Source organism: Kribbella sp. NPDC048837 (assembly GCF_055586945.1).
Genome location: NZ_JBVJHF010000008.1, coordinates 221,679 through 242,265 on the forward strand (window position 1 = coordinate 221,679; position 20,587 = coordinate 242,265).

Annotated in this window: 21 protein-coding genes; 9 read left to right on the plus strand and 12 right to left on the minus strand. The window is 69.4% G+C overall.

The genetic code is table 11. From position 1 onward, the window contains the following. Positions 1-3 precede the first annotated feature (3 nt). The 4 genes from ACZ6O0_RS33355 to ACZ6O0_RS33370 all read right to left on the minus strand — a co-directional run bounded on the left by ACZ6O0_RS33355 (position 4) and on the right by ACZ6O0_RS33370 (position 7,654). Positions 4-1,698, minus strand: a complete 1,695-nt coding sequence (locus ACZ6O0_RS33355) for an ABC transporter substrate-binding protein (protein WP_465769005.1) — start codon at positions 1,696-1,698, stop codon at positions 4-6. Positions 1,699-1,708: 10 nt separating this feature from the next. Further along, entirely contained in the window at positions 1,709-3,541 is a 1,833-nt protein-coding gene (locus ACZ6O0_RS33360) for a glycoside hydrolase family 127 protein (RefSeq protein WP_465769006.1), read from the minus strand. A gap of 187 nt (positions 3,542-3,728) precedes the next feature. Next, complete coding sequence (locus ACZ6O0_RS33365) at positions 3,729-6,254, minus strand: polynucleotide kinase-phosphatase (RefSeq protein WP_465769007.1); 2,526 nt, start codon at positions 6,252-6,254, stop codon at positions 3,729-3,731. After that, complete coding sequence (locus ACZ6O0_RS33370; protein WP_465769008.1) at positions 6,251-7,654, minus strand: 3' terminal RNA ribose 2'-O-methyltransferase Hen1; 1,404 nt, start codon at positions 7,652-7,654, stop codon at positions 6,251-6,253. Before ACZ6O0_RS33370 ends, ACZ6O0_RS33365 begins: the two co-directional genes overlap by 4 nt. Positions 7,655-7,949: 295 nt before the next feature. Between ACZ6O0_RS33370 and ACZ6O0_RS33375 the strand changes: the two genes are divergently transcribed. After that, positions 7,950-8,276 (plus strand): hypothetical protein, encoded by a 327-nt coding sequence (locus ACZ6O0_RS33375; RefSeq protein WP_465769009.1) that lies wholly within the window; start codon positions 7,950-7,952, stop codon positions 8,274-8,276. Between the two features lie 25 nt (positions 8,277-8,301). On the opposite strand, the gene folE is transcribed toward ACZ6O0_RS33375, so the two are convergent. Continuing rightward, the gene (gene folE, locus ACZ6O0_RS33380) at positions 8,302-8,913 is read right to left on the minus strand and encodes a GTP cyclohydrolase I FolE (RefSeq protein ID WP_465769010.1); all 612 of its coding nucleotides are present in this window, start codon (positions 8,911-8,913) and stop codon (positions 8,302-8,304) included. A 75-nt stretch (positions 8,914-8,988) separates the two neighbouring features. On the opposite strand from folE, the gene ACZ6O0_RS33385 reads away from it, so the two are divergent. Together ACZ6O0_RS33385 and ybaK are read left to right on the plus strand one after the other, a co-directional pair. Then, positions 8,989-9,675, plus strand: coding sequence for a helix-turn-helix transcriptional regulator (locus tag ACZ6O0_RS33385; RefSeq protein WP_465769011.1), 687 nt, complete (start codon positions 8,989-8,991; stop codon positions 9,673-9,675). Then, positions 9,662-10,150: a Cys-tRNA(Pro) deacylase gene (gene ybaK / locus ACZ6O0_RS33390; protein ID WP_465769012.1), complete on the plus strand. Its 489-nt coding sequence runs from the start codon at positions 9,662-9,664 to the stop codon at positions 10,148-10,150. Before ACZ6O0_RS33385 ends, ybaK begins: the two co-directional genes overlap by 14 nt. A 22-nt stretch (positions 10,151-10,172) precedes the next feature. On the opposite strand, the gene ACZ6O0_RS33395 is transcribed toward ybaK, so the two are convergent. Beyond that, the gene (locus tag ACZ6O0_RS33395) at positions 10,173-12,248 is read right to left on the minus strand and encodes a phosphocholine-specific phospholipase C (protein WP_465769013.1); all 2,076 of its coding nucleotides are present in this window, start codon (positions 12,246-12,248) and stop codon (positions 10,173-10,175) included. Between the two features lie 63 nt (positions 12,249-12,311). After that, positions 12,312-13,391, minus strand: coding sequence for a 3-deoxy-7-phosphoheptulonate synthase (locus ACZ6O0_RS33400; RefSeq protein ID WP_465769014.1), 1,080 nt, complete (start codon positions 13,389-13,391; stop codon positions 12,312-12,314). A 253-nt stretch (positions 13,392-13,644) separates the two neighbouring features. Between ACZ6O0_RS33400 and ACZ6O0_RS33405 the strand changes: the two genes are divergently transcribed. The 6 genes from ACZ6O0_RS33405 to ACZ6O0_RS33430 all read left to right on the plus strand — a co-directional run bounded on the left by ACZ6O0_RS33405 (position 13,645) and on the right by ACZ6O0_RS33430 (position 16,028). Beyond that, positions 13,645-13,812 (plus strand): hypothetical protein, encoded by a 168-nt coding sequence (locus ACZ6O0_RS33405; RefSeq protein ID WP_465769015.1) that lies wholly within the window; start codon positions 13,645-13,647, stop codon positions 13,810-13,812. A gap of 65 nt (positions 13,813-13,877) precedes the next feature. Continuing rightward, positions 13,878-14,225: a hypothetical protein gene (locus ACZ6O0_RS33410; protein ID WP_465769016.1), complete on the plus strand. Its 348-nt coding sequence runs from the start codon at positions 13,878-13,880 to the stop codon at positions 14,223-14,225. Positions 14,226-14,228: 3 nt separating this feature from the next. After that, positions 14,229-14,783, plus strand: coding sequence for a histidine phosphatase family protein (locus ACZ6O0_RS33415; RefSeq protein ID WP_465769017.1), 555 nt, complete (start codon positions 14,229-14,231; stop codon positions 14,781-14,783). Continuing rightward, the gene (gene crcB / locus ACZ6O0_RS33420) at positions 14,776-15,174 is read left to right on the plus strand and encodes a fluoride efflux transporter CrcB (RefSeq protein ID WP_465769018.1); all 399 of its coding nucleotides are present in this window, start codon (positions 14,776-14,778) and stop codon (positions 15,172-15,174) included. Before ACZ6O0_RS33415 ends, crcB (ACZ6O0_RS33420) begins: the two co-directional genes overlap by 8 nt. Next, the gene (crcB, locus tag ACZ6O0_RS33425) at positions 15,171-15,536 is read left to right on the plus strand and encodes a fluoride efflux transporter CrcB (RefSeq protein WP_465769019.1); all 366 of its coding nucleotides are present in this window, start codon (positions 15,171-15,173) and stop codon (positions 15,534-15,536) included. The genes crcB (ACZ6O0_RS33420) and crcB (ACZ6O0_RS33425) overlap by 4 nt, the downstream gene beginning before the upstream one ends. A 198-nt stretch (positions 15,537-15,734) precedes the next feature. Next, entirely contained in the window at positions 15,735-16,028 is a 294-nt protein-coding gene (locus ACZ6O0_RS33430; RefSeq protein ID WP_131350551.1) for a WhiB family transcriptional regulator, read from the plus strand. Between the two features lie 55 nt (positions 16,029-16,083). Here ACZ6O0_RS33430 and ACZ6O0_RS33435 read toward each other — a convergent pair whose 3' ends face one another. The 5 genes from ACZ6O0_RS33435 to ACZ6O0_RS33455 all read right to left on the minus strand — a co-directional run bounded on the left by ACZ6O0_RS33435 (position 16,084) and on the right by ACZ6O0_RS33455 (position 20,330). Continuing rightward, a complete protein-coding gene (locus tag ACZ6O0_RS33435) occupies positions 16,084-16,512 on the minus strand; it encodes a PLD nuclease N-terminal domain-containing protein (protein ID WP_465769020.1) in 429 nt (142 codons plus the stop codon). A gap of 82 nt (positions 16,513-16,594) precedes the next feature. Then, positions 16,595-17,485 carry an ABC transporter permease gene (locus tag ACZ6O0_RS33440; protein WP_465769021.1) on the minus strand — a complete coding sequence of 297 codons (891 nt, stop codon included), beginning with the start codon at positions 17,483-17,485 and terminating at the stop codon, positions 16,595-16,597. Continuing rightward, positions 17,472-18,269, minus strand: coding sequence for an ABC transporter ATP-binding protein (locus ACZ6O0_RS33445; protein WP_465769022.1), 798 nt, complete (start codon positions 18,267-18,269; stop codon positions 17,472-17,474). Before ACZ6O0_RS33445 ends, ACZ6O0_RS33440 begins: the two co-directional genes overlap by 14 nt. 26 nt (positions 18,270-18,295) lie before the next feature. After that, positions 18,296-19,363, minus strand: a complete 1,068-nt coding sequence (locus ACZ6O0_RS33450; RefSeq protein ID WP_465769023.1) for an ABC transporter substrate-binding protein — start codon at positions 19,361-19,363, stop codon at positions 18,296-18,298. 55 nt (positions 19,364-19,418) lie between these two features. After that, entirely contained in the window at positions 19,419-20,330 is a 912-nt protein-coding gene (locus ACZ6O0_RS33455; RefSeq protein WP_465769024.1) for a sulfite exporter TauE/SafE family protein, read from the minus strand. Between the last annotated feature and the right edge of the window lie 257 nt (positions 20,331-20,587).

Genomic DNA, 20,587 nt, shown 5'->3' on the forward strand with positions numbered 1-20,587 from the left:
CGGCTACTTCCCGGCGTCCGCGAGGCCGACCGAGACCAGGTCGATCCCGCCGGAGAACCCGTCGTGCAGGTAGGCGCCGGCGATGTTGCTGCCGACCAGCATCAGCACTTTCTCGTACAGCAGCGGGACGACCGGCGCGAGCGCCATGATCTGCTTGTCGAGGTCGCCGTACGCCGCGTTGGCCGCGGTCACGTCGGTCATCGTGGCGATCTCGTCGATCTTCGCGTTCACGCCCGGGTCGTTCAGCTGGGCCAGGTTCGAGTTGCCCTTCGGGGCGATGTTGCGGCCGTCGAACAGCGGCGGCAGGAAGGTCGCGCCGGACGGCCAGTCCGGGCACCAGCCGGTGATCGCGGCGTCGTGCTGCTGCGACGGCGTGCCGATCACCTCGTAGTACGTCGAGGTGTCGATGGTGTTGATCTTCACCGTGATCTTCAGCGGCTCGAGCGCCTGCTGGACCGCGACCGCCATCGCCTGCATCTTCGGCGTGGACATGATGTCGAGCGTCATCGTGAAGCCTGCCGCCACCCCCGCCTCGGTGAGCAGCTTGCCGGCCGCCGCGACGTCACCCTTGTGGTCCGGGCTCGGGTACGGGTCGTAGTCCACCCGGCCGGCCACGGTCGGCGGCTGGATGCTGGTCGCGATGTCGGCGAGGGTCGATCCGCCGACGGCGTTGCGGACCGTCTCCTTGTTGACCGCGAGGTTGATCGCCTGCCGGACCTTGACGTCGTTGAACGGCTTCTTGGTCGTGTTCAGGCCCATGTACGTCGTACAGCCGGCGAGGCCGGTCATCGTGCGCTGCTTGAGCTGCGGGGTCTGGATCCGGGCCACGGTCGCGGCCTGGATCGTGCCGGCGATCGCGTCGGCGTCGGTGCCCTGGCCGGCGATCATCCGCTCGTCGATGGTGGCCGGGTCGAGGCCGAACGTCCAGTGGTAGCCGTCCGGGTTCGCCTTGCGGATCGAGTCGGTGTTCTTGTCCCACTTGTCGTTGCGGACCAGCGTCAGCGACGCGCCGGGCTTGTACTCGGAGACCTTGTAGGGGCCGGAGGCAATCGGCTTGCTGTCCAGCTGGTTGCCCGCACCCTGGCCCTTCGGCACCGGGGTGAAGGTGTTCTGGGCGACCACGCTGCTGAAGTCGGCGAACGGCTTCTTCAGATGGAAGACGATGGTCTTCGCGTCCGGCGTCTCGATCGTCGACAGGTCACCGGACTTGTACGGGCCCAGGTACGACGCCGGTGCCGCGATCAGCTGCTTCGCGTACGGCGAGCCGATGCCGAGCTCCGGGTCCCACGCCCGCTCGACACCCCACTTCACGTCCGCGCTGGTGATCGGCGCACCGGTCTCGAAGAACAGGCCGTCCTTCAGCGTGAACGTCCAGGTCTTGCCGCCGTCGGACGGCTTCCCGGTGTCGGTCGCCAGGTCGGGGACGATCTTGGTGCCCTCGGCACCGGGCGCCGCGCCCTGGGTGGTCAGGGTCCGGTAGATCAACCGGTAGAAGTTGTTCACACCACCGTCGAACCCGCGGGCCGGATCGAGGTGCGAGTACGCCGCGTTCTGCAGCACCTGCAGCGTGCCGCCCTGCGCCGCCTTACCACCCGGCCCGGCCGACGCACCGCTGCTCGCAGTCGTGCCGCCGCCGCAGGCGCTGAGCGCCAACGCACCGGCCGCCACCAGCCCCACCAGCATGGTCGTTCTCTTCATTGATCTTCTTTCAGTTCGCGGCGCGCAGCCATACACGCATGGCCAGGGCCTGACGGTTTCCCCAGAGGAAGTACGGCACGAACGTCGCCGGCACCTCGCCCGCTCGAGCGACCTGTGGTTGCTCGGTGATGACGGGATAGAGCTCGGTCGACGGGGTCGGCGCGACGCCGACGGGTAGCTCGAGCACGACGTGGTCGTCCCACGGGCGGGCTGTCGCGTTCCTGACGTCTGTTGCTGAGAGCAACAAGTCGTCCACCGGGGCCGCGACGTCCTGCTGCTCGACGCAGTAGACAAGCGGTCCGCGGGCAACGGCAATCGCTCCCCGGGTCGCGTCCAGATACGGATGCGACCCATGCGCCCGAGGCACCATCGGAAGCGTCAGCCGAATGGTGTCGCCGGCAACAAACCTCCGCTTGACGACCGCCCAGCCAGGCTCTACCGCCGATCCGTCCACCTCAGCACCCACCACCCACGACGGAATGCGGAGGGCGATCGCCTGCTCCTCGTCCGGTGCTTGTTCGACCGTGATCGTCACCTGGCCGTCCCACGGGTAGTTCGTGGTGAGGGCGATGGTGAGGTCGCCGGTGGTGATGCGGGCGTCGGCGTACAGACCGACGTACAGGGTGTTGTCGCGGACGCCGGCGACATGGTCCTGGAGCTCCGACATCCAGCGGATGATGTTCGGCGGGCAGCACGGGCAGCCGAACCACGGGCGCCGGAGCGGATCACCGCCGCTCTCCGCCCCGGAACGCTGCTCGTGATCCGGCCGCCGCTGCAACGGGTTGTCGTAGAAGAACGCCGTACCATCGGCCGAAAGCCCAACGGCGTAAGCGTTGTAGAGCACGGTCTCGAAGACATCGAGGTACGACGCCTTGCCCGTCGCAAGGAACATCCGCCACGCCCACTGCATGGTCGCGATCGCCGCACATGTCTCGGCGTACGCGCGTTCGGACGGCAGCTCGTACCGATCGCCGATCGCCTCGTCGGAGTGCCGGCTGCCCAACCCACCGGTGAGGTAGAGCTTCGTCGCGACCATGTCGTCCCACAGCCGCTCCAGCGCCGCCAGCAGGGTCGGATCGCCGGTCTCGAGGTGCACGTCCGCCGCCCCGGCCGCGAGATACGCCATCCGTACGGCGTGGCCCGTGACCGACGGGAGCTCGCGGAACGGCGCGTTGTCCTGGAAGTACTCGGCGGGGAAGATCGTGTGCTTCAGCTTCCCCTGTCCGCGACGATCGACGAACAGCCGTGCCTGGGTCAGGTAGTCCGGGTTCCCCGTTTCTCGATAAAGCTCGACGAGCGCCATCTCGACCTCGGGATGCCCGTCGATCGCCTCCTCGCCGTCCACGCCGTACCGCCGGACGACGAGGTCCGCGAACCGGCCGGCGATGGCCAACAGTCGACCATCGGACAGTTGACGATTCGCCACGACGGCCGCCTGGATGAGGTGGCCGAGGTTGTACAGCTCGTGGCCCCAGCCGAGGTCCGACCACGGCTGCTTCGGCTGGTCGGGGTCCTGGAAGTACGAGTTCAGGTAGCCGTCCTCGGCCTGCGCCTGCTCGAGCAGTTCGACGACCTCGTCGAAGAACTCGCGGGCGCCCACCGGCGCGTCGTCCCGGCCGACCTCGTAGGCGAGGCCCTCGAGGGTCTTGTACAGATCCGTGTCGAGGAACGGGTAGCGGCCGCGGTACGGCCCGACCGACGGGTCGGCCAGGCGGCGCAGGTTCTCCAGGTTGCCGGCCTTGCGCAGCTCCGCGATCGAGTGCGGGATCGTCGCCACCCGATTGCGCTCCTGCCAGGCGCGCAGCAGCCCTCCGGTCAGCTCCACCTGGACCACAGACGCCATCCTCTCGTCAGTACCGTGTGACATTGCACTGACCCTAAGGCGCTCCCCCACGCCTTGCCAAGCGATTCCGAAAGACGTTTACCGACCGGAGACAACTCCCGCCCAGCACGCCCGCCGAGGTCCGCTCACCGCGGTCCGTCCGGCCGCCGCTCGCTCCTCCAGCTCCGGCGGAGGCCTGCGCAGCAGGTCAGAGGCGTGGATCGATCGGTTCCGACTCGAGCGCGAGGACTGCGAAGACACACTCATGGATGCGCCACAGCGGCTCACCGCGAGCGGCGCGCTCCAGCGACTCCAGACCGAGTGCGTACTCGCGCAGAGCCAGCGACCGCTTGTGGCCGAGGTTGCGATCACGCAGCCGCTCGAAGTTGGCGGGCTCGGTGTAGTCCGGCCCGTAGATGAGCCGCAGGTACTCCTGCCCGCGCACCTTCAGCCCCGGCTGCGCAAGCCCCTTCGCCGTCCGCGTCAGGTTGGCGGCCGGCTTCACCACCATGCCCTCACCACCCGCGCCGGTGAGCTCTTCCCACCACGCGATCCCGGCATCCCAGTTCGCCGCGTCCACGAACAGTCGCCGGGTCGGCGTGATCAGCCCCGGCCCCGCGGCCACCATCCGATCGGCGATCCCGAGGTGCCACGCGTGCGCCCGGTCCTGGTACGTCGCCCCTTCCGACGCCAGCACCTGGAACGGCGCGATCCGCACCCCGTCCAGCCCGTCCGTCGGCCAGCAGTAGCGCCGGTACGCGGCGGTGAACTTCGCGGCGTTCGCCGTACGGCGTTCCGTCGCGGCCAGCAGCCCACCGACGTCGAGACCGGCGGCGACGGCCGCCTCCAGCGCGGCGGTTGCCGCTGGCAACGCCGTACGCGCGGCCGCGCCGACGGCGGCGTACTGGTTCCGGAGCAGGTCCTCGGCCTTGGCGCTCCACGGCAGCAATTCCGCGTCGAGCAGGAGCCACGAGGTGTCGAGCTCGTCGAAGACACCCGCGTCCTCGGCAACTGTACGCAGGCGGAGCAGCAGCTCGTCCGTCAACGCGGGGTCGAAGAAGGACCGGCCCGTGCGGGTGTGGATCGCGCCGCGACCAGCGAGGCCGAAGCGTCTCTCGGCCACGTCGTCGTCCCGGGTCAGCAGCACCACGGCACGCGAACCCATGTGCTTCTCCTCGCACACCACCTCGGTGACGCCCTGCGCCCGATAGGTCTCGAAGGCCTGTCGCGGGTGCTCCAGCAAGCCTGGTTCCGGGGAGGTCGAGACCGGGCTCATCGTCGGCGGCAGGTACAGCAGGAGCCGCGGATCGATCGCGAACCGGCTCATCATCTCGAGCGCCGCGCCCGCCTGCTCGGCCCGGATGCTGAGCCGGCCGTGGGTCGAGGTCTCGATCACCCGGCGACCGGTCACGTCGGTCAGCTCGAGGACGTCGGGCTCACGCGCCGGAGCGGTTGCCACGTGCAACGGCTTCGCTGGGGCGTAGTACTCGCGGGCTGCCTGGACCGAGACCAGCTCGCGCTCGGGATACCGCAGTGCGGTCAGTGCGCCGCCGAAGACGCAGCCCGTGTCGAGGCAGATCGTGTTGTTGATCCACTCCGGCTCCGGAGTCGGGGCGTGGCCGTAGACGACCGTCGCGCGGCCGCGGTACTCGTTCGCCCACGGGTAGCGGACCGGTAGCCCGAACTCGTCGGTCTCCCCGGTCGTTTCGCCGTACAGGCAGAAGGAACGGACGCGGCCGGACGTGCGGCCGTGCATCCGCTCGACCAGGCCGGCGTGCGAGACGACCAGCTTGCCGCCGTCGAAGACGTAGTGCGAGATCAGACCGTCGATGAACGTCGCGACGGCATCGCGGAACTCGGGCGGCTCGCCGGCCAGCTGCTCCAGGGAGGATTCGAGGCCGTGGCTGATCTTCACGTTCCGGCCTCTGAGTGCCCTGAGCAACTTGTCGTCGTGGTTGCCGGGGACGCAGAAAGCGTGGCCTGCGGCAACCATTCCCATCACCAGGCGCAGCACGCCCGGGGTGTCCGGGCCGCGGTCGACCAGGTCGCCGACGAAGACGGCGCGGCGATCGGGGTGGACGGCGTCGACCGGCCGGCCGGCGGCGTCGCGGGTGAACGTGTAGCCGAGGTCGGTCAGCAGTTGCTCGAGCTCGGCCCGGCAGCCGTGGATGTCACCGATGACGTCGAACGGGCCGGTCTCGTCGGTGCGGTCGTTGAACAGCCGCGTGCGTTCGATGCTGACGGCATCGATCTCCTCGACGCCGGTCAGCACGTGCACGGTCCGGAAGCCCTCGCGTTTCAGGCTCCGCAGCCCGCGCTTGAGCTGCGACCGCTGCCGGACGACCACCTTCGCGCCGAACTGCCGGTCGGCCCGCTGCTCGTTCCGCTCCACGCACACGCGCTCCGGCGGATCCAGCACGATCGCCACCGGGAGTACGTCGTACTCCCGGGCGAGATTCACCAGCTCCTTCCGCGCCTCGGGCTGCACATTGGTCGCGTCGATCACCGTCAACCGCCCGGCCGCCAGCCGCTTCCCCGCGATGAAGTGCAACACCTCGAACGCGTCTTTGGTGGCGGCCTGATCGTTCTCGTCATCAGAAACCAGTCCGCGGCAGAAGTCACTCGAAATCACCTCGGTCGCCAGGAAATGCCGCCGGGCAAACGTCGACTTCCCCGACCCACTGGCCCCCACCAGAACCACCAGAGAAAGCTTCGGTACATCGATGGTCGTCATCGAGCCTCCGCACGCACGCGGAAGAGCGCGAGCTGGGTTGGCGGGCCGACTGCCGGATCTTCCGGACCGACCGGGCGGAACTCGACGGTGTAGTCGTACAGGTCCGCGACGCCGGCTGCCCACGTCTGGAACTGGTGGCGGGACCATTCGAAGCGGTGGTCGGGGTGGCGGTAATTGCCGGCGGGGAGGGAGGGGAAGCGGACGTTGTACTCGCTGTTGGGGGTGGTGACGATGACGGCTCCGGGGTGGGCGGTGTGGAAGACGGATCGAGCGAGGGCGGGCAGCCGGGGTGGGTCGACGTGTTCGACGACCTCCATCAGGACGGCCGCGTCCAGGCCGGCGAGGCGGTGGTCGGCGTACGTGACCGACGACTGCAGGAAGCGGAGACGCTCACGTTGACGGTCCGGGAGATCGTCGTAGTGCAGGCGTCGTTTCGCCGCGACAAGCGCCCGCGCGGACACGTCCGTCGCGATCAGCTCGCCGATCATCGGGTCCTTCAGCAGTTCACCGACGAGCGCGCCCTCACCACAGCCGAGGTCCGCGACCCGCCGCGCCCCGAGCTCCCGCAGTACGCCGGCAACCGCCGTACGACGTTCGACCGCAAGCGATACCGACCCTTCCACGGGCGCCTCCTCCACCAGCTCCACACCATCGGCCTCGGCGAGACGCTCGAGCGCGTTGTCGGCCAGATAGCGGCGATGGGCGAGATAGCGATGCGAGATCACGTCCTTCAAGGGATGCGCGCCAAGCCACCCCTCACCCGCGCGGACGAGTTTGTCCACCTCATCGGAGCCGACCCAATAGTGCTTGGCGTCATCCAGCACAGGCAGCAGCACGTACAGGTGATTGAGCGCGTCCGCCAGCCGGAGTGCGCCGCTCAGCCGCAAGTCGACGTACCGCGACATACCCCAGCCCGGGATCTCGGGATCGAGCGGCACCGGCCGCGCGTCGACCGTCCAGCCGAGCGGCGCGAACAGCCGCTCGGCCAGCTCGGCGCCACCACTGCACGGGAGCGCCGGGACATGGATCTCGAGCGGGATCGGCCGGGCCGCGAGCTCGGGCCGGGCGTCGCACCGGCCGTTCATCGCGGTCCGGAACAGCTTGCCGAGGGCGACCGCGAGCAGGCTGGAGGCGGCGTACGGACGGTCGTTCACGTACTGCCCGAGCGTGAATCCCTCCGCCGCCTTTCCCCGCCCGGACCGGACCAGCGCGATCGGGTCGATTTCGAGCAGGACGGCCGCCGTACACCGTTCGGCGGTCGCCTCGGGATAGAACACCTGCGCCGACCCGCCGGTAATGTCGACCGCCTGCGGTCGTGCCGGATTCTTGTGCAGCAGGAAGCCGAAATCGCTCGCGGGCGCGTCGATTCCGGCCAGGTCGGTGGCAATGGTCAGGAACACTGCTGTATTCGATCACGCCGCGCGTTCGGTTATGTACCGAATTACCCCGTTTTGGCAGGAGTTTTCGGGGAACCCACGGCCGAGATTTGAGACACGCTGCCGGACCTCTGGCGTGTTCGGGCCGTTTGGATCTAGCTTGTTTTGAGAAGTTGAGTCGCTACAGACCGTCCTTCCCCGTTGACAGTCGGTAATGTCCCGGTTTGTGGCGAGCGCCCAACCACGCCGACCACGGGGAAAGGACCATGGCAGCTCCCTCAGGCCGATCAGGCCACGACAGTTCCGGCGAGGCCCGCCGGTGAAACCCCAGACGTTCGAACTCGTTCGTTACAGCGACATCAGCGGCGTCTCCGGGACCGGCATCGTCGCCGAAGGCTGCGTCTTCACCGACGGCTCGGTCGCGTTGCGCTGGCACGGCGCCAACCCGTCCACGGCCGTCTGGCCGGACCTCGACTCCATCCTCGCCGTCCACGGCCACTGCGGCGCGACCGTCGTCCGCTGGCTCGACGTCTCCGAGATGGAAACGGTTCCGGGCACCGACCTGCTCCCCGGCGAAGTGGCACACATCCTGGCCACCGGCCGGCAGACCCATCACCACCCGCCGACGGCGGTCGCCTCCGCCTGAGTGACGCTTCGCCCGGCCGCCGCCGCTACGGGGTGAGGCCGGTCAGGGCGAAGAACTCCTGCCGCGAGCTGGGGTTCTCGCGCAGGGTGCCGTGCAGCGCCGACGTGACCGTGCGCGAGCCGACCGCGCGGACGCCGCGCAACGACATGCACTGGTGCTCGGCCTCGATCACCACGCCGACGCCCTTCGGGTCGAGGTGGTCCTGCAGCCAGTCGGCGACCTGCTTGGTCAGCCGCTCCTGCACCTGGAAGTCGCGCGCGAACAGCTCCACGACGCGGGCCAGCTTCGACAGCCCGAGGATCCGCTCCCCCGGCAGGTAGCCGACGTGGGCGACACCCTGGAACGGCAGCAGGTGGTGCTCGCACAGCGACTGCACCGGGATGTCCTTGGCCAGCACGAGCTCGTCGTACCCCTCGTCGTTCGGGAACGTGGTCAGCTCGAACTCGCGCGGCGTCAGCATCTCCGCGTAGGCGTGCGCGACGCGGCGCGGGGTGTCGGCCAGGTGCGCGCTGTGCGGGTCCCGCCCGAGGGCGGTCAGCAGATCCGCGACCGCGCGCTGGGCGGCGGGAAGATCGATCTCCGCACGTCCGGGGACGATGTGGAGGGGGACGGACTCGAGATCGGCCGAGATCGCCATCTACTCACTCCCTGAGAATTCAACGAAGTGCCATCATACTGTTAGTCCAACGGAAGTTGTCGATAGAATCATTCCGTGGACACTTCGTGGGACGCCCGCGTGCAGGCGGTCGCGGTGCTGGAGGAACCGACCCGGCGCCGCCTCTACGAGTACGTCGTCGCCCAGCCCGGGCCGGTGAGCCGGGACGAGGCCGCCACCGCGATCGGGATCCCGCGGACGACGGCCGCGTTCCACCTGGACAAGCTGACCGAGGAGGGTCTGCTCGCGACCTGCTACGAGCGCCGCACCGGTCGCACCGGCCCCGGCGCCGGCCGGCCCGCGAAGCTCTACCACCGCTCCGACCGCGAGATCGAGATCAGCCTCCCCGAGCGCCAGTACGCCATCGCCGGCCGCCTCCTCGCCGCCGCCATCGAGGACGCCGAGTCGACCGGGACCTCACCTCGCGAGGCGGTGAACCGCCGGGCCCGCGAGTACGGCGAAGTCATCGGACGCTCGGCCGGTGAGGCGCCGCTCACCGACATCCTGGCCGCCCACGGCTTCGAACCCCGTCCCGACAAAGGCGGCATCGCGCTCGCGAACTGCCCGTTCCAGCGCATCGCCGCCGAGCAGCCTCAGCTCGTCTGCGGCATGAACCTGCATCTCCTGGCGGGCCTGGTCAGCACCCTCGACATCCCGTACGAAGCCCGCCTCGTCCCGACCCCCGGCCACTGCTGCGTCCGCCTGGAACCGGCCGGATTAAGCTCGGCGGGTGGCGAAGAGTAAGCAGGCGGCGGGGACGCCGGCGACGGTGGCGTTGACGAAGGCGAAGATCGCGTTCACGACGCATGCGTACGACCACGACCCGGGCACCAAGTCGTACGGGCTGGAGGCGGCCGAGGCGTTGGGCCTGGCGCCGGAGCAGGTGTTCAAGACGCTGCTCGTCGAGGTCGACGGCAAGCTCACGGTCGGCGTCGTACCGGTGGACAAACAGCTTGATCTGAAGGCGATCGCGGCCGCGGCCGGCGGCAAGAAGGCGGTGATGGCCGACCCGGCCGCCGCCGAGCGGACGACCGGGTACGTCGTCGGCGGCATCAGCCCGATCGGCCAGAAGCGCCCGCTGCCCACGGTCGTCGACGACACCGCCACCGGCCACGCCACGGTCTACGTCTCCGGCGGCCGCCGCGGCCTCGACATCGGCCTGTCCCCCACCGACCTGATCGCCATCACCAGGGCGAGTACGGCGGCCATCGCCCGCTGACCGCCGTACGTCGACCCTGCGATCAGCCGGTGATGCTCGGCTTGCCGGTCTCCAGGTGCCCGGTGAGCCGGCGACGGTACGTCGTGTCCTCGACGACCGTGACCTCGACGTCGTACCAGCCGTGGTCGGTCGGCCAGGGCAGTGACCGGGTCTGCTTGCCGCGCAGCTCGACCACGGACGTCTTGCTGCCGTAGCCGCGGGCCTTCACCTTGAGGGTGAGCGGCTTGCGTGACGTGTTGACCAGCTCGAGCTCCAGCGAGTCGCCGTGCCGGTCCACGCGGACGTCGAGTCCGGCGGCCGCGCCGTCGACCGAGCCGGCCAGCTCGACCCAGAACCGGTTCGGTCCCTGCACCGCCAGCTCGAACGGGCCGTCCACCGCGATCTTCTCGACCTGCGACCACCGGACGTCGACATGCGCCGGCGCCGGCAGCTCACCGCCGTACGGATAGATCGCGAAGTGCGCCGCCTCGGCCGCGTCGTTGCCGAGGGTCAACATCAACTTGCCATCAGCAACGAGACCGGAAACCGACGGCTGGTAAGGGATCGCGCGGGCCGGCCGGCGACCCGGCTCCTGCTGCGGAACCGCCTGGTCGACCGGAGGGGTCGGCTTCCACCGAGCGATCGGAGCGGGCACCGGACCCGGCTTGTCGACCGACGGCTGCCGGTACGAGCGCTGGAAGTCGAACGCCGTCGTCAGGTCGCCACACGCGGTCCGCCGCCACTTGCTGATGTTCGGCTCGCGGACGCCGGTCCACTCCTCGAGGAAACGGATCACCGACGTGTGGTCGAACACCTGCGAGTTCACATGTCCACCGATCGACCACGGCGACACCACCGTCATCGGCACGCGCGGGCCGAGCCCGATCGGCTGACCGGCGTACCAGTCGTCGCCCGCACCCGAGTCGGGCCGGGGCGCGACCGGCGGCGGAACGTGGTCGAAGTACCCGTCGTTCTCGTCGAAGTTGATGAAAAGCACGGTCTTGGACCAGGTCTCCGGGTCCGCCGCGATCGCGTCGAGCAGGTCGTACACGAGGTTCGCGCTGCCCACCGGCGTGGACGATCCGGGGTGTTCGGAGTCGACCGCGGACGGCACCAGCCAGCTCACCCGGGGCAGCGTGCCGGCCTTGATGTCGGCGCGCAGCCGCGGGATCAGCGACTCCGGCTCGGACCGGTACATCGCCTTGCGGAACAGCTTCTGGTCCGTGGCCGGCAGCTTGTCGACCGCCGCCTTCAACTGCTGCAGCGCCTCTGCCTGCTCCGCGGGCGTCTTCGCGAAGAGCTTGTCGTAGAACTCCTCGGTGGTCCGGTAACCACCCGGCACCGACGCCAGGATCCGGTGCCCGAGCTCCTTGAAGGTCTTGAAGTACTCGACCGCGTTGTCGGTGAAGTTGTCCCACTCCTGGTAGATCTGCCAGGACACCCCGGCCTTCTCCAGCCGTTCCGGGTACGACGTCCAGTCGTAGCCGGCGTGGTCGTAGGAGTACGCCGCGTTCGTGACCGCGCGCTGCGTCGTACCGGGCTCGTAGCCGGTGGTGCCGGACCACAGGTAGTTGCGGTTCGGGTTCGTCGAGCCGTTGACCGAGCAGTGGTACGCGTCGCAGATCGTGAAGGTCTCGGCGAGCTCGTACTGCAACGGGATGTCGCGGCGCTCGTAGTGGGTCATGGTGGCGGACGTCTTCGCCTGCACCCAGTCGTCGTGCCAGCCGTTCGCCCAGGCTTGGGTGGCGTCCTTGTAGCCGTGGGCCAGCGCGCCCAGGTACTGGATGTCGTCGGGGTTGCGGCCCGCGTCTGCGGCCGCCCTGCGGATCGAGAACGGCAGCACCTCGCCGCCGCCGGTCTTCGGCTGGTGGAAGACGCTCTTGCCGTCCCGCAGCCGCAACGGCTGCCGGTCGCCGTAGCCGCGGACCCCGCGGAGCGTGCCGTAGTAGTGGTCGAACGAGCGGTTCTCCTGCATCAGCACGATGACGTGCTCGATCGCTCGCAGACCACCGCGCCGCACAGGTTGCGCCATCGCGGTATGGACGGAGGGTGGGAGCAGCGAGACCGCTGCCCCACCCACCGCCGAACCGAGCACCAGGCGCCGGGAGATCTCAGTCATGGTCGGCACCCTAGGGTCGCCCTGTAGCCGCTGCGAGACCTCCAGATGAACAGCTGTCCCCCGCTAGCCGCGCCGCGTGACCGCGGCGTCCCGCAGTTTTTCGAGCACCACCTCGGTGGTCTCCCAACCCATGCACGCGTCGGTGATCGACTGCCCGTAGGTCAGCTCCCGGGTCGGGTCGAGGTCCTGGCGACCCTCCTGCAGGAACGACTCGAGCATCACGCCGACGATCGCCCGGTTGCCCGCCGCGACCTGCGCGCCGATCTCCTCGGCCACCACCGGCTGCCGGCGGTGGTCCTTGCGGCTGTTGCCGTGGCTCGCGTCGACGACCACACGCTCGGGCAGCCCGGCCTTGCGCAGGAGCTCGGTAGCGCCGGCCACGGACTCCGCGTCGTAGTTCGGTCCGCTGTCGGATCCGCGCAGGACCAGGTGGCAGTCCGGGTTTCCGCGGGTGTGCAGGATCGCGGGCGCGCCGTCGTGGTCGATACCGGTGAACACGTGCGGTACGGCGGCGGCCTTGATCGCGTCGACCGCCGTACCGATGGAGCCGTCGGGCCGGTTCTTCATCCCGATCGGCATCGACAGGCCGGACGACAGCTGGCGGTGCACCTGGCTCTCGACCGTCCGCGCGCCGATCGCACCCCACCCGACGGTGTCGGCGATGTACTGCGGGGTGATCGGGTCGAGGAACTCACAGCCGACCGGCAGGCCGAGCTCGAGCACCTGCAGCAGCAACTGCCGAGCGGTCCGCAGGCCGCGGTTCACGTCGCCGGAGCCGTCCAGGCCCGGGTCGTTGATCAGGCCCTTCCAGCCCAGGGTCGAGCGCGGCTTCTCGAAGTACACGCGCATCACCACGAGCAGTCCGTCGGAGAGTCGCTCGGCGACCGGTCGCAGGCGCTCGGCGTACTCGAGGGCCGCCTTGGCGTCGTGCACCGAGCATGGGCCGACGACGACCAGCAGACGGTCGTCGACGCCGTTCAGGACGTCGGCCGCGGCCTGGCGACCGTCGACCACGGTCCGGGCCAGGGCGTCGTTCAGCGGCAGCTCGTCGTGCAACGCGAGCGGTGTGATCAGCGGGACCGTCTTCTCGATCCGCCGGTCGACGACGGCCGCCTGACCGGCCTGCTGAGGAAGGGTGTTCATGAGTGGGGACCTTTCCGCCGGATGACCGCGGAAGGTCGCAGCAGCCGGCTGGGAACGAGAAAAGGCAAGGACGGATGTCCTTGCCTTCGTGCCGGCTCTGGTGTCTTCGGTCGGGCGTCAGCTAGCGGCTGAGCTGCCCGGCACCAGGGCCGGCCACTCAAAAAATCGCCAATAGCTGCGCTTCACGAGTACGACGATAGCACCCGGACGGAATCCGATGGCATCCGAGCCCTGGTCATGGTTGTCTCACCCGGTGAACATCCGTCCGGCGCGGACCGACGAGCTCCCGCTCCTCCAGCACCTCGAGGTCTTCGAACACTTCCGTACGGCCGGCCGGCTCTGGGTGATCGCCGGGGAGACGGCGTTCGGGCTGGACCCGGCGGAACGGATCTTCAGGCGCCGTCCGGTTGCCCGTCAGTAACCGGAGGTGGTTCGGACTCGTTGAGGGCTGCAACGACGGGTCGAGACAACGAGGAGTGCAGCACGGTGGTGGGGCCGCGAACCTTCGAGTTGGTGCGATACCGGGATCCGAGTGGGGTGTCCGGGACGGGTGTGGTCGCCGAGGGATGTGAGTTCAGCGACGGGTCGGTGGCGCTGCGCTGGCGAGGTGACAACCCCGCGACCGCGGTCTGGCCGGATCTGACCTCCGTCCTCGCCGTGCACGGCCACCAGGGCGCGACCGAGGTCCGCTGGATCGATCCACAACCGCCGGCCGCCGCGGGCATCGACCACCTCTTCGACGACCTCCACCAGGTCCGCCCACCCACCGCCCTGACCGATCCGCCCGCACCCAGCCACGCCCGCGGATGGGCAGGCGCCCGCCATCTCCGGTAGAACATGGGCGTGACGCAGATTTACCTGGTCCGGCATGGGGAGGCGGACTACGCGCCGATCGATTCCCGGGGGTGGCCGGGGATGGCGGCCGATTCCGCCCCGCTGACTGCTCTGGGCGCGAAGCAGGCGCAGGAGCTTGCCGACCTGCTCAGCGGGATCGGCGCGACGTACCTGGTGAGCTCGCCGTTCACCCGGGCGCTGCAGAGTGCCGCGATCATCGGGCACCGGCTGGCTCTCGGCGTGCGGGTCGACTACGACCTCCGGGACTGGCTGCCGGACCACACCGGGTCGTGGCGCGGCGTGGCCGACGTACGGGCCGCTCAGGCCGAATTCGAGGCCTACGACGGGGAGTGGCCTGAGGGGATCCAGCGGCCGTGGGAGCCGCTGTCCAGGGTCCGTGAGCGGGCTCGTACGGCGCTCGCCCGGCACACGGCCAGCACCGACGGCCCGGTCCTCGCGATCACGCACGCGATGGTGATCCGGGCGCTGACCGGTGAGACCGGGACTCCGCACGGCGGGCATGAGTACTACCGCTACGATCCGGCGGAGAATGGCTGACTCCGAACTACCTCGCATCGTGGGTGTGGTGGCGCTCGGCGGGATCATCGGTTCGCTGGCCCGCTACGGGCTGGCCGAGGCGTTCCCGCACGGGCCGGGCGACTTCCCCTGGGCGACGTTCGCGACGAACGTGCTGGGCTGTTTCGCGATCGGCGTCCTGCTGGCCCGGCTCACGCCGCGATCGCATCCGTTGCTGCGGCCGTTCCTCGGCACCGGGATCCTCGGCGGCTTCACGACGTTCTCGACGTTCGCGGTCGACACCGAGAAGTTGCTGCACGGGCACATGCTCGTTGCCCTGGTCTACTACTTCGGCACGGTCACCGCGGCGATGCTGGCCGCGGCGCTCGGCGAGTGGGGCCGGCTCGGCCGGGTGAACGGCCGAGCGCGATGAGCGTCCTGCTCGTTGCCCTCGGCGCCGCGGTCGGCGCGCCCCTGCGCTTCCTGGTGGACAAGCACATGGTCGCCCGGTTGTTGCTCGGCACCCGGATCCGGACCCCGTTGCCCTGGGGAACCTTCACCGTCAACATCCTTGGCAGCTTGCTGCTCGGACTGCTCACCGGCGTCGGCAATCACACGATCGCTTTGCTCGTCGGCGTCGGGTTCTGTGGCGCGTTCACGACGTACAGCACGTTCGCCGCCGAGACGACCGCACTGGCCGCTGCCGGACGCCGTGGCATGGCGGTGCTCAACGTCGTACTCAACCTCGGAACGGGTCTGCTGGCCGCCGTCCTCGGCGTCTGGCTCGCCACGTGACCCATGTCACATCGCGTGGTGACGTGAACACCCGCGCCGCGTGAAAAGCGCCGATCACGGCCTGCGACGCCCCCGCGAGCGAACTCCGCGATAACGAATGGACCGAACTTCGAGACAACAAGGGTTGAACTCGGTGTGAGTTGAGCATAGTTTTCACCGAGCGCCCGTCCGCGCTCACGGTGAGTCAAGGAGGTTGCCATGTCGAGAGGGATGCCTCGCCTGCCCCGCCCGCTCATGGATCTGTGGGACTGGCAGTCACAAGCCGCCTGCCGGGACGTCAACCCGGAGCTCTTCTTCTCGCCCGAATCGGAGCGTGGCGTTCGCAAACGCGCCCGCGAGATGGTGGCCAAGTCGCTCTGCGGCACCTGCCCGGTCCAGCCCGAGTGCCGTCAGCACGCCCTGTCGGTCGGTGAGCCGTACGGCGTCTGGGGCGGCACCACGGAGTCCGAGCGCGACAACACCCTCCTGCCCGAGCACCGAAAGTCCGCGTAGCGGGGAGCTGCTTCTTCACCCACCACGTTCCGGCCGGTGAGGCCCGGGCGAAAGCTCAGGCCTTACCGTCGTCCGGCTCGGACGGAGTCTCCTCCGTCGGCGCCTCCTTGTCCTTGGACTTGTCCCTGTCCTTGTCCTTGGGGCGCTTCGGTTCCTTCGGCACGTCCTTCGGGCGCTCCGGCGGCTTGATCGTCGTGCGCGGGTCCCGGTAGCGATCCAGCGACTTGAGGAAGTCCGGATCGTCGTCGGGCGCGACGGGGCGGGTTGCCGGCTTCGACGGCCGGACGGCGCCGTCCGCGCGGCCGGACCGGTTCCGCGACATAAGCAGCCAGACGATCGGCCCGACGAACGGGACGAACACGATCAGGACGATCCACACCAGCTTGGGCAGGTGCGGCACGTCCTCGTCGGGCGTCTGGATGCAGGAGAACAGCGCGTAGACGCTGAGCACCAGGCTGATCAGGAACGGCAGGAATCGGACCACGCTCCAACAGTACGGCGGATCCGGCAACACGCCCGCGGCACGACGGTCAAGAAGCCAACCCGTAACCGGAGGCGGCCCGGGCTCAGTTGGCCGATGAGGTCAGTCCGCGCGCTCGCAGCACCGAGTTCTCCAGAGGCCGGAACACCAGCAGTTCGATGCCGACGCCGACCACGAAGATCAGCATGATCCCGGCGAACACCATCGAGATGTCCGACAGCGACATCCCGTTGTGCAGGTACTGGCCGAGGCCCTCGCCGAGTTCGGGCGAGGTCGCGATCAGCTCGGCCGCCATCAGCGACCGCCACGAGAACGCCCAGCCCTGCTTGAGGCCACCGAGGAACCCGGGGAGTGCCGCCGGCAGCAGGATGTACCGGATGCCGCCCAGCCGGCCGGCACCGAGCGCCTTGCCGACCCGCGGCAGGATCGGCGGCACCTGGTCCAGCCCGGACACCAGCCCGTTCGCGATCGACGGTACGGCGCCCAGCAGCACGACCCAGTAGATCGCGGCGTCGTTCAGCCCGAACCACAGGATCGCGGCCGGCACCCAGGCCACCGACGGCAGGCTCTGCAACCCCGAGACCAGCGACCCGATCCCGCGGCGGACCACCTTGATGTTGGCGATCGCCAGGCCCAGCGGTACGGCGATCACCAGCGCGATCGCGAACCCGATCACGGCCCGGTGCACCGATACCCAGAACAGCTCGACGATCTCGCCGCTCGTCACGAGTTGCCAGATCTGCCCCCACACGTCGGCCGGCGCGGGCAGCTTGAACTCGGGCCAGAACGCGGCCGCCCACAGCACCTGCCACACCAGCACGAGCAGCGCGATCGCCACGACCGGCGGCAGCACGCGGGCAGCGATCCGCCGGGTCCGTGAGCCCTCCGACGTGACGACCGGAGTGTCCAGCGCATCCAGGCCGGCCTCCACCGACCCGGCGTCGTACACCTCTTCCCGAAGGTCAGGCTGCGGCATGACTGCTGATCACCTTCCGCAGCGCGGCGTTGATCTCGTCCACCGCGTCGGCCTCGGACAGCGTGTCGACGTTCCACTGCCGCACGACCCGGCCGGGCCGCGACGAGAGCAGTACGACGCGCTGCCCGAGCCGCACGGCCTCGCGGACGTCGTGCGTCACGAACAGGATCGCCGTACCCGTGGCACGCCAGATCCGCAGCAGCTCGCCCTGCAGCACGTCACGCGTGATCGCGTCGAGCGCCGAGAACGGCTCGTCCATCAGCAGCAACGACGGCTTGCCCGCGCCGGCTCCGGTGTTGTCCGTCGTCGAGGCAAGCGCCCGGGCCAGCGCAACGCGCTGCCGCATACCACCGGACAGCTCGTGCGGCCGCTTGTCACCCAACCCGGCCAGCCTGACCAACTCGAGCAGCTCGGCCGCCTTCGCCCGCCGCTGCGACTTCGGTACGCCGGCCATCCGCAACGGCAGCTCGACATTCCCGGCGGCCGTCAGCCAAGGCATCAGCGCGGGCTCCTGGAACACGACGGCCGGCCGCGACGAGTTCAGCTCGATCCGGCCGCCCGTTGGCTGGTCCAGGCCCGCGACCAGGTTGAGCAACGTGGTCTTGCCGCAGCCCGAGGCCCCGAGCAGGCAGACGAACTCGCCGGCCGCGACCTCGAGATCCACGCCGTCCAGCGCCACGACCGCCTTCCGGCCGGTCCCGAACGCTTTGCCCACTTGGTGGAACCGCACGGGACTCACCACACTGTCCGACACGGTCCGGTCGGTCTCGACGATCGCGGTCATGGCTGCCTCCTCGGTGACTGCGTGAGTTACTTCGTGTCCAGACCGGCTGCGTCGACGGCCGGCTTGCCTGCCTTGCTCAGTACGTCGTTCAGCGGGCCGAGGTCGGCGAACCCTGCCACCGCCGGCGCCTCCTTGGCGATCCCCGCGGTGACCTGGTCCTTGGCCAGCTGCGGGAACGTGGACGCGATCGGGTCCGCGGTGATCTGGATGTTCTCGAACGCCCGGTCGATCACGGCCGGCTTCAGCGCCTTGCCGGTCGCCTCCAGCAGCTGCGCGTTCACCACGGCCTTGGCCGCCGTCTTGTCGGTGTTGGCGAAGTCGATCGAGGCGACCAGCCCGGTGAGCAGCGCCTTCACCGTCTCCGGGTGCTCCTGCAGGAACTGGGTCCGGACGATCAGCACCGTGGTCGGGAACTTGCCGTCCGGCCAGAGCGTGGCCTCGTCGAGCAGCACCTTCGCGCCGGCGTCGAGGACGAGTCGCGACGACCAGGGCTCGGGCAGCCAGGCGGCGTCGATGTCACCCTTCTTGAACGCGTCCAGGGTCTGGGCGTTCTCCAGGTTGGTCACCTTGACCTTGCCGGTCAGGTTCTTCTCGGCCAGCCACTTCTTCAGCGAGACGTCCTGGGTGTTGCCGAGCTGCGGGGTGACGACGGTCTTGCCGACCAGGTCCTCCGGCTTGGTGATCGTCGGCTTGACCACGAGCTGCGCGCCGCCGGACGTCGTACCGGCGATCAGGCGGACCGCCTCGCCGTTCGACTTCGCGTAGGCGTTGATCGCGGGACCGGAGCCGATGAACGACGCGTCCAGCGAGCCGCCGAGCAGCGCGCCGACCGCCTCCGGGCCGGCGTTGAACTTGGTCGGCACCAGCTTGGTGCTGCCGAGCTCCTTGGTGAACAGGCCCTTGCCGAGACCGACCAGGGCGGCGGCGTGGGTGACGTTCGGGAAGTAGCCGAGCCGGAGCTCGGTGGCCGGACCCTTGTCGGCCGAGGCGGCCGGGGCCTCGTCCCGGTCCGCCCGGGAGCAGCCGGCGGCGGTGACCGCGAGGGCCAGGGCGGCGACGAGCAGACGGGCAGGACGGATGCTGGAGATGCTCACAGGAAGACCTTTGTGGCGGGCGGCCGGGTGGCCGCGAGCGGAAGAGAAGAGCAGGTCAGGAGACGGTTTCGAGGTCGCGCTCGTCGTCGAGCAGACGCTCGGCCTCGGCGACCGCGCGGCGGCCGGCGAAGCGAACGCCGTAGCCGACGACCGCGGCCCAGCCGAGGACGAGAGCGCCGTACACGGCGTAGCGGGGCGTCGTTGCCACGTCGAGGCCGTTGAGGAGCGTGCGCGCGTTGGTCAGGATCAGCACCAGGCCGACACCGACCCCGAGCCACCGGGTGGCCAGCCGGGACACCAGCCAGGCCGCCAGCGGCGCCACGAGGACGCCACCGACCAGCAGGGCGCCGACGATGCTGAACGGCAGGTTCTGCCGGCCGAGGCCGAACAGGAACCCGACACTGGCCGCGACCGAGACGATGAACTCGGCGGCGTTCACCGAGCCGACCGCGCGCCGGGGCGCCAGCTTGCCGCTGCTCAGCAGTGCCGAGTTCGCGACCGGGCCCCAGCCGCCACCACCGGTGGCGTCGATGAACCCGGCCACCAGACCCAGCGGGCCGAGGAACCTGCCGGCCGGACGACCCTCGACGATGGCGCGCACCCGCCCGGTCCCGAACCGGGCCAGGATGTAGACGCCGAGCAGGAGCAGCAGACCGGCCACCCAGACCGAGGCGGACTCGGTCGACAGGCTGGACAGGAACGTCGCGCCGGCGAACGCGCCGACCCCACCCGGCACCCCGATCAGCGCGACCACGCGCCAGTCGACGTTGCCGAACCGCCAGTGCGACAGCCCGGAGGCGAGCGTGGTGCCGACCTCGGCGAGATGAACGGACGCGGACGCGACGGCCGGGGTGATCCCGGTGATCAGCAGGGCCGTGCTGGCGGTGACGCCGTAGGCCATGCCAAGGGTTCCGTCGACCAGCTGGGCGATCGAGCCCAGCAGTGCGATCAGGATGAGACGACGCACGGAACTGCTCCTACGGGTCGGGAGGAGACGCGGACGGGACGGCGGAGGTCCTACGCCGAGGTCAACAACCCGAGGAGTTCACGCGCAGCAGGTCGACGTGCCGGCGGCGCGTCAGCGCATCGCCGGGAGCGTTCGAGGTGACCTGCATGCCTCCATGAAAGCGGACAAAGTCGAGCAACATGCTCAGGTTTCGCGATGTGAGACGACAAATCGCGAAGTGAGACAAACGATCATTTTCGATCAGCGGCCGGATCTGG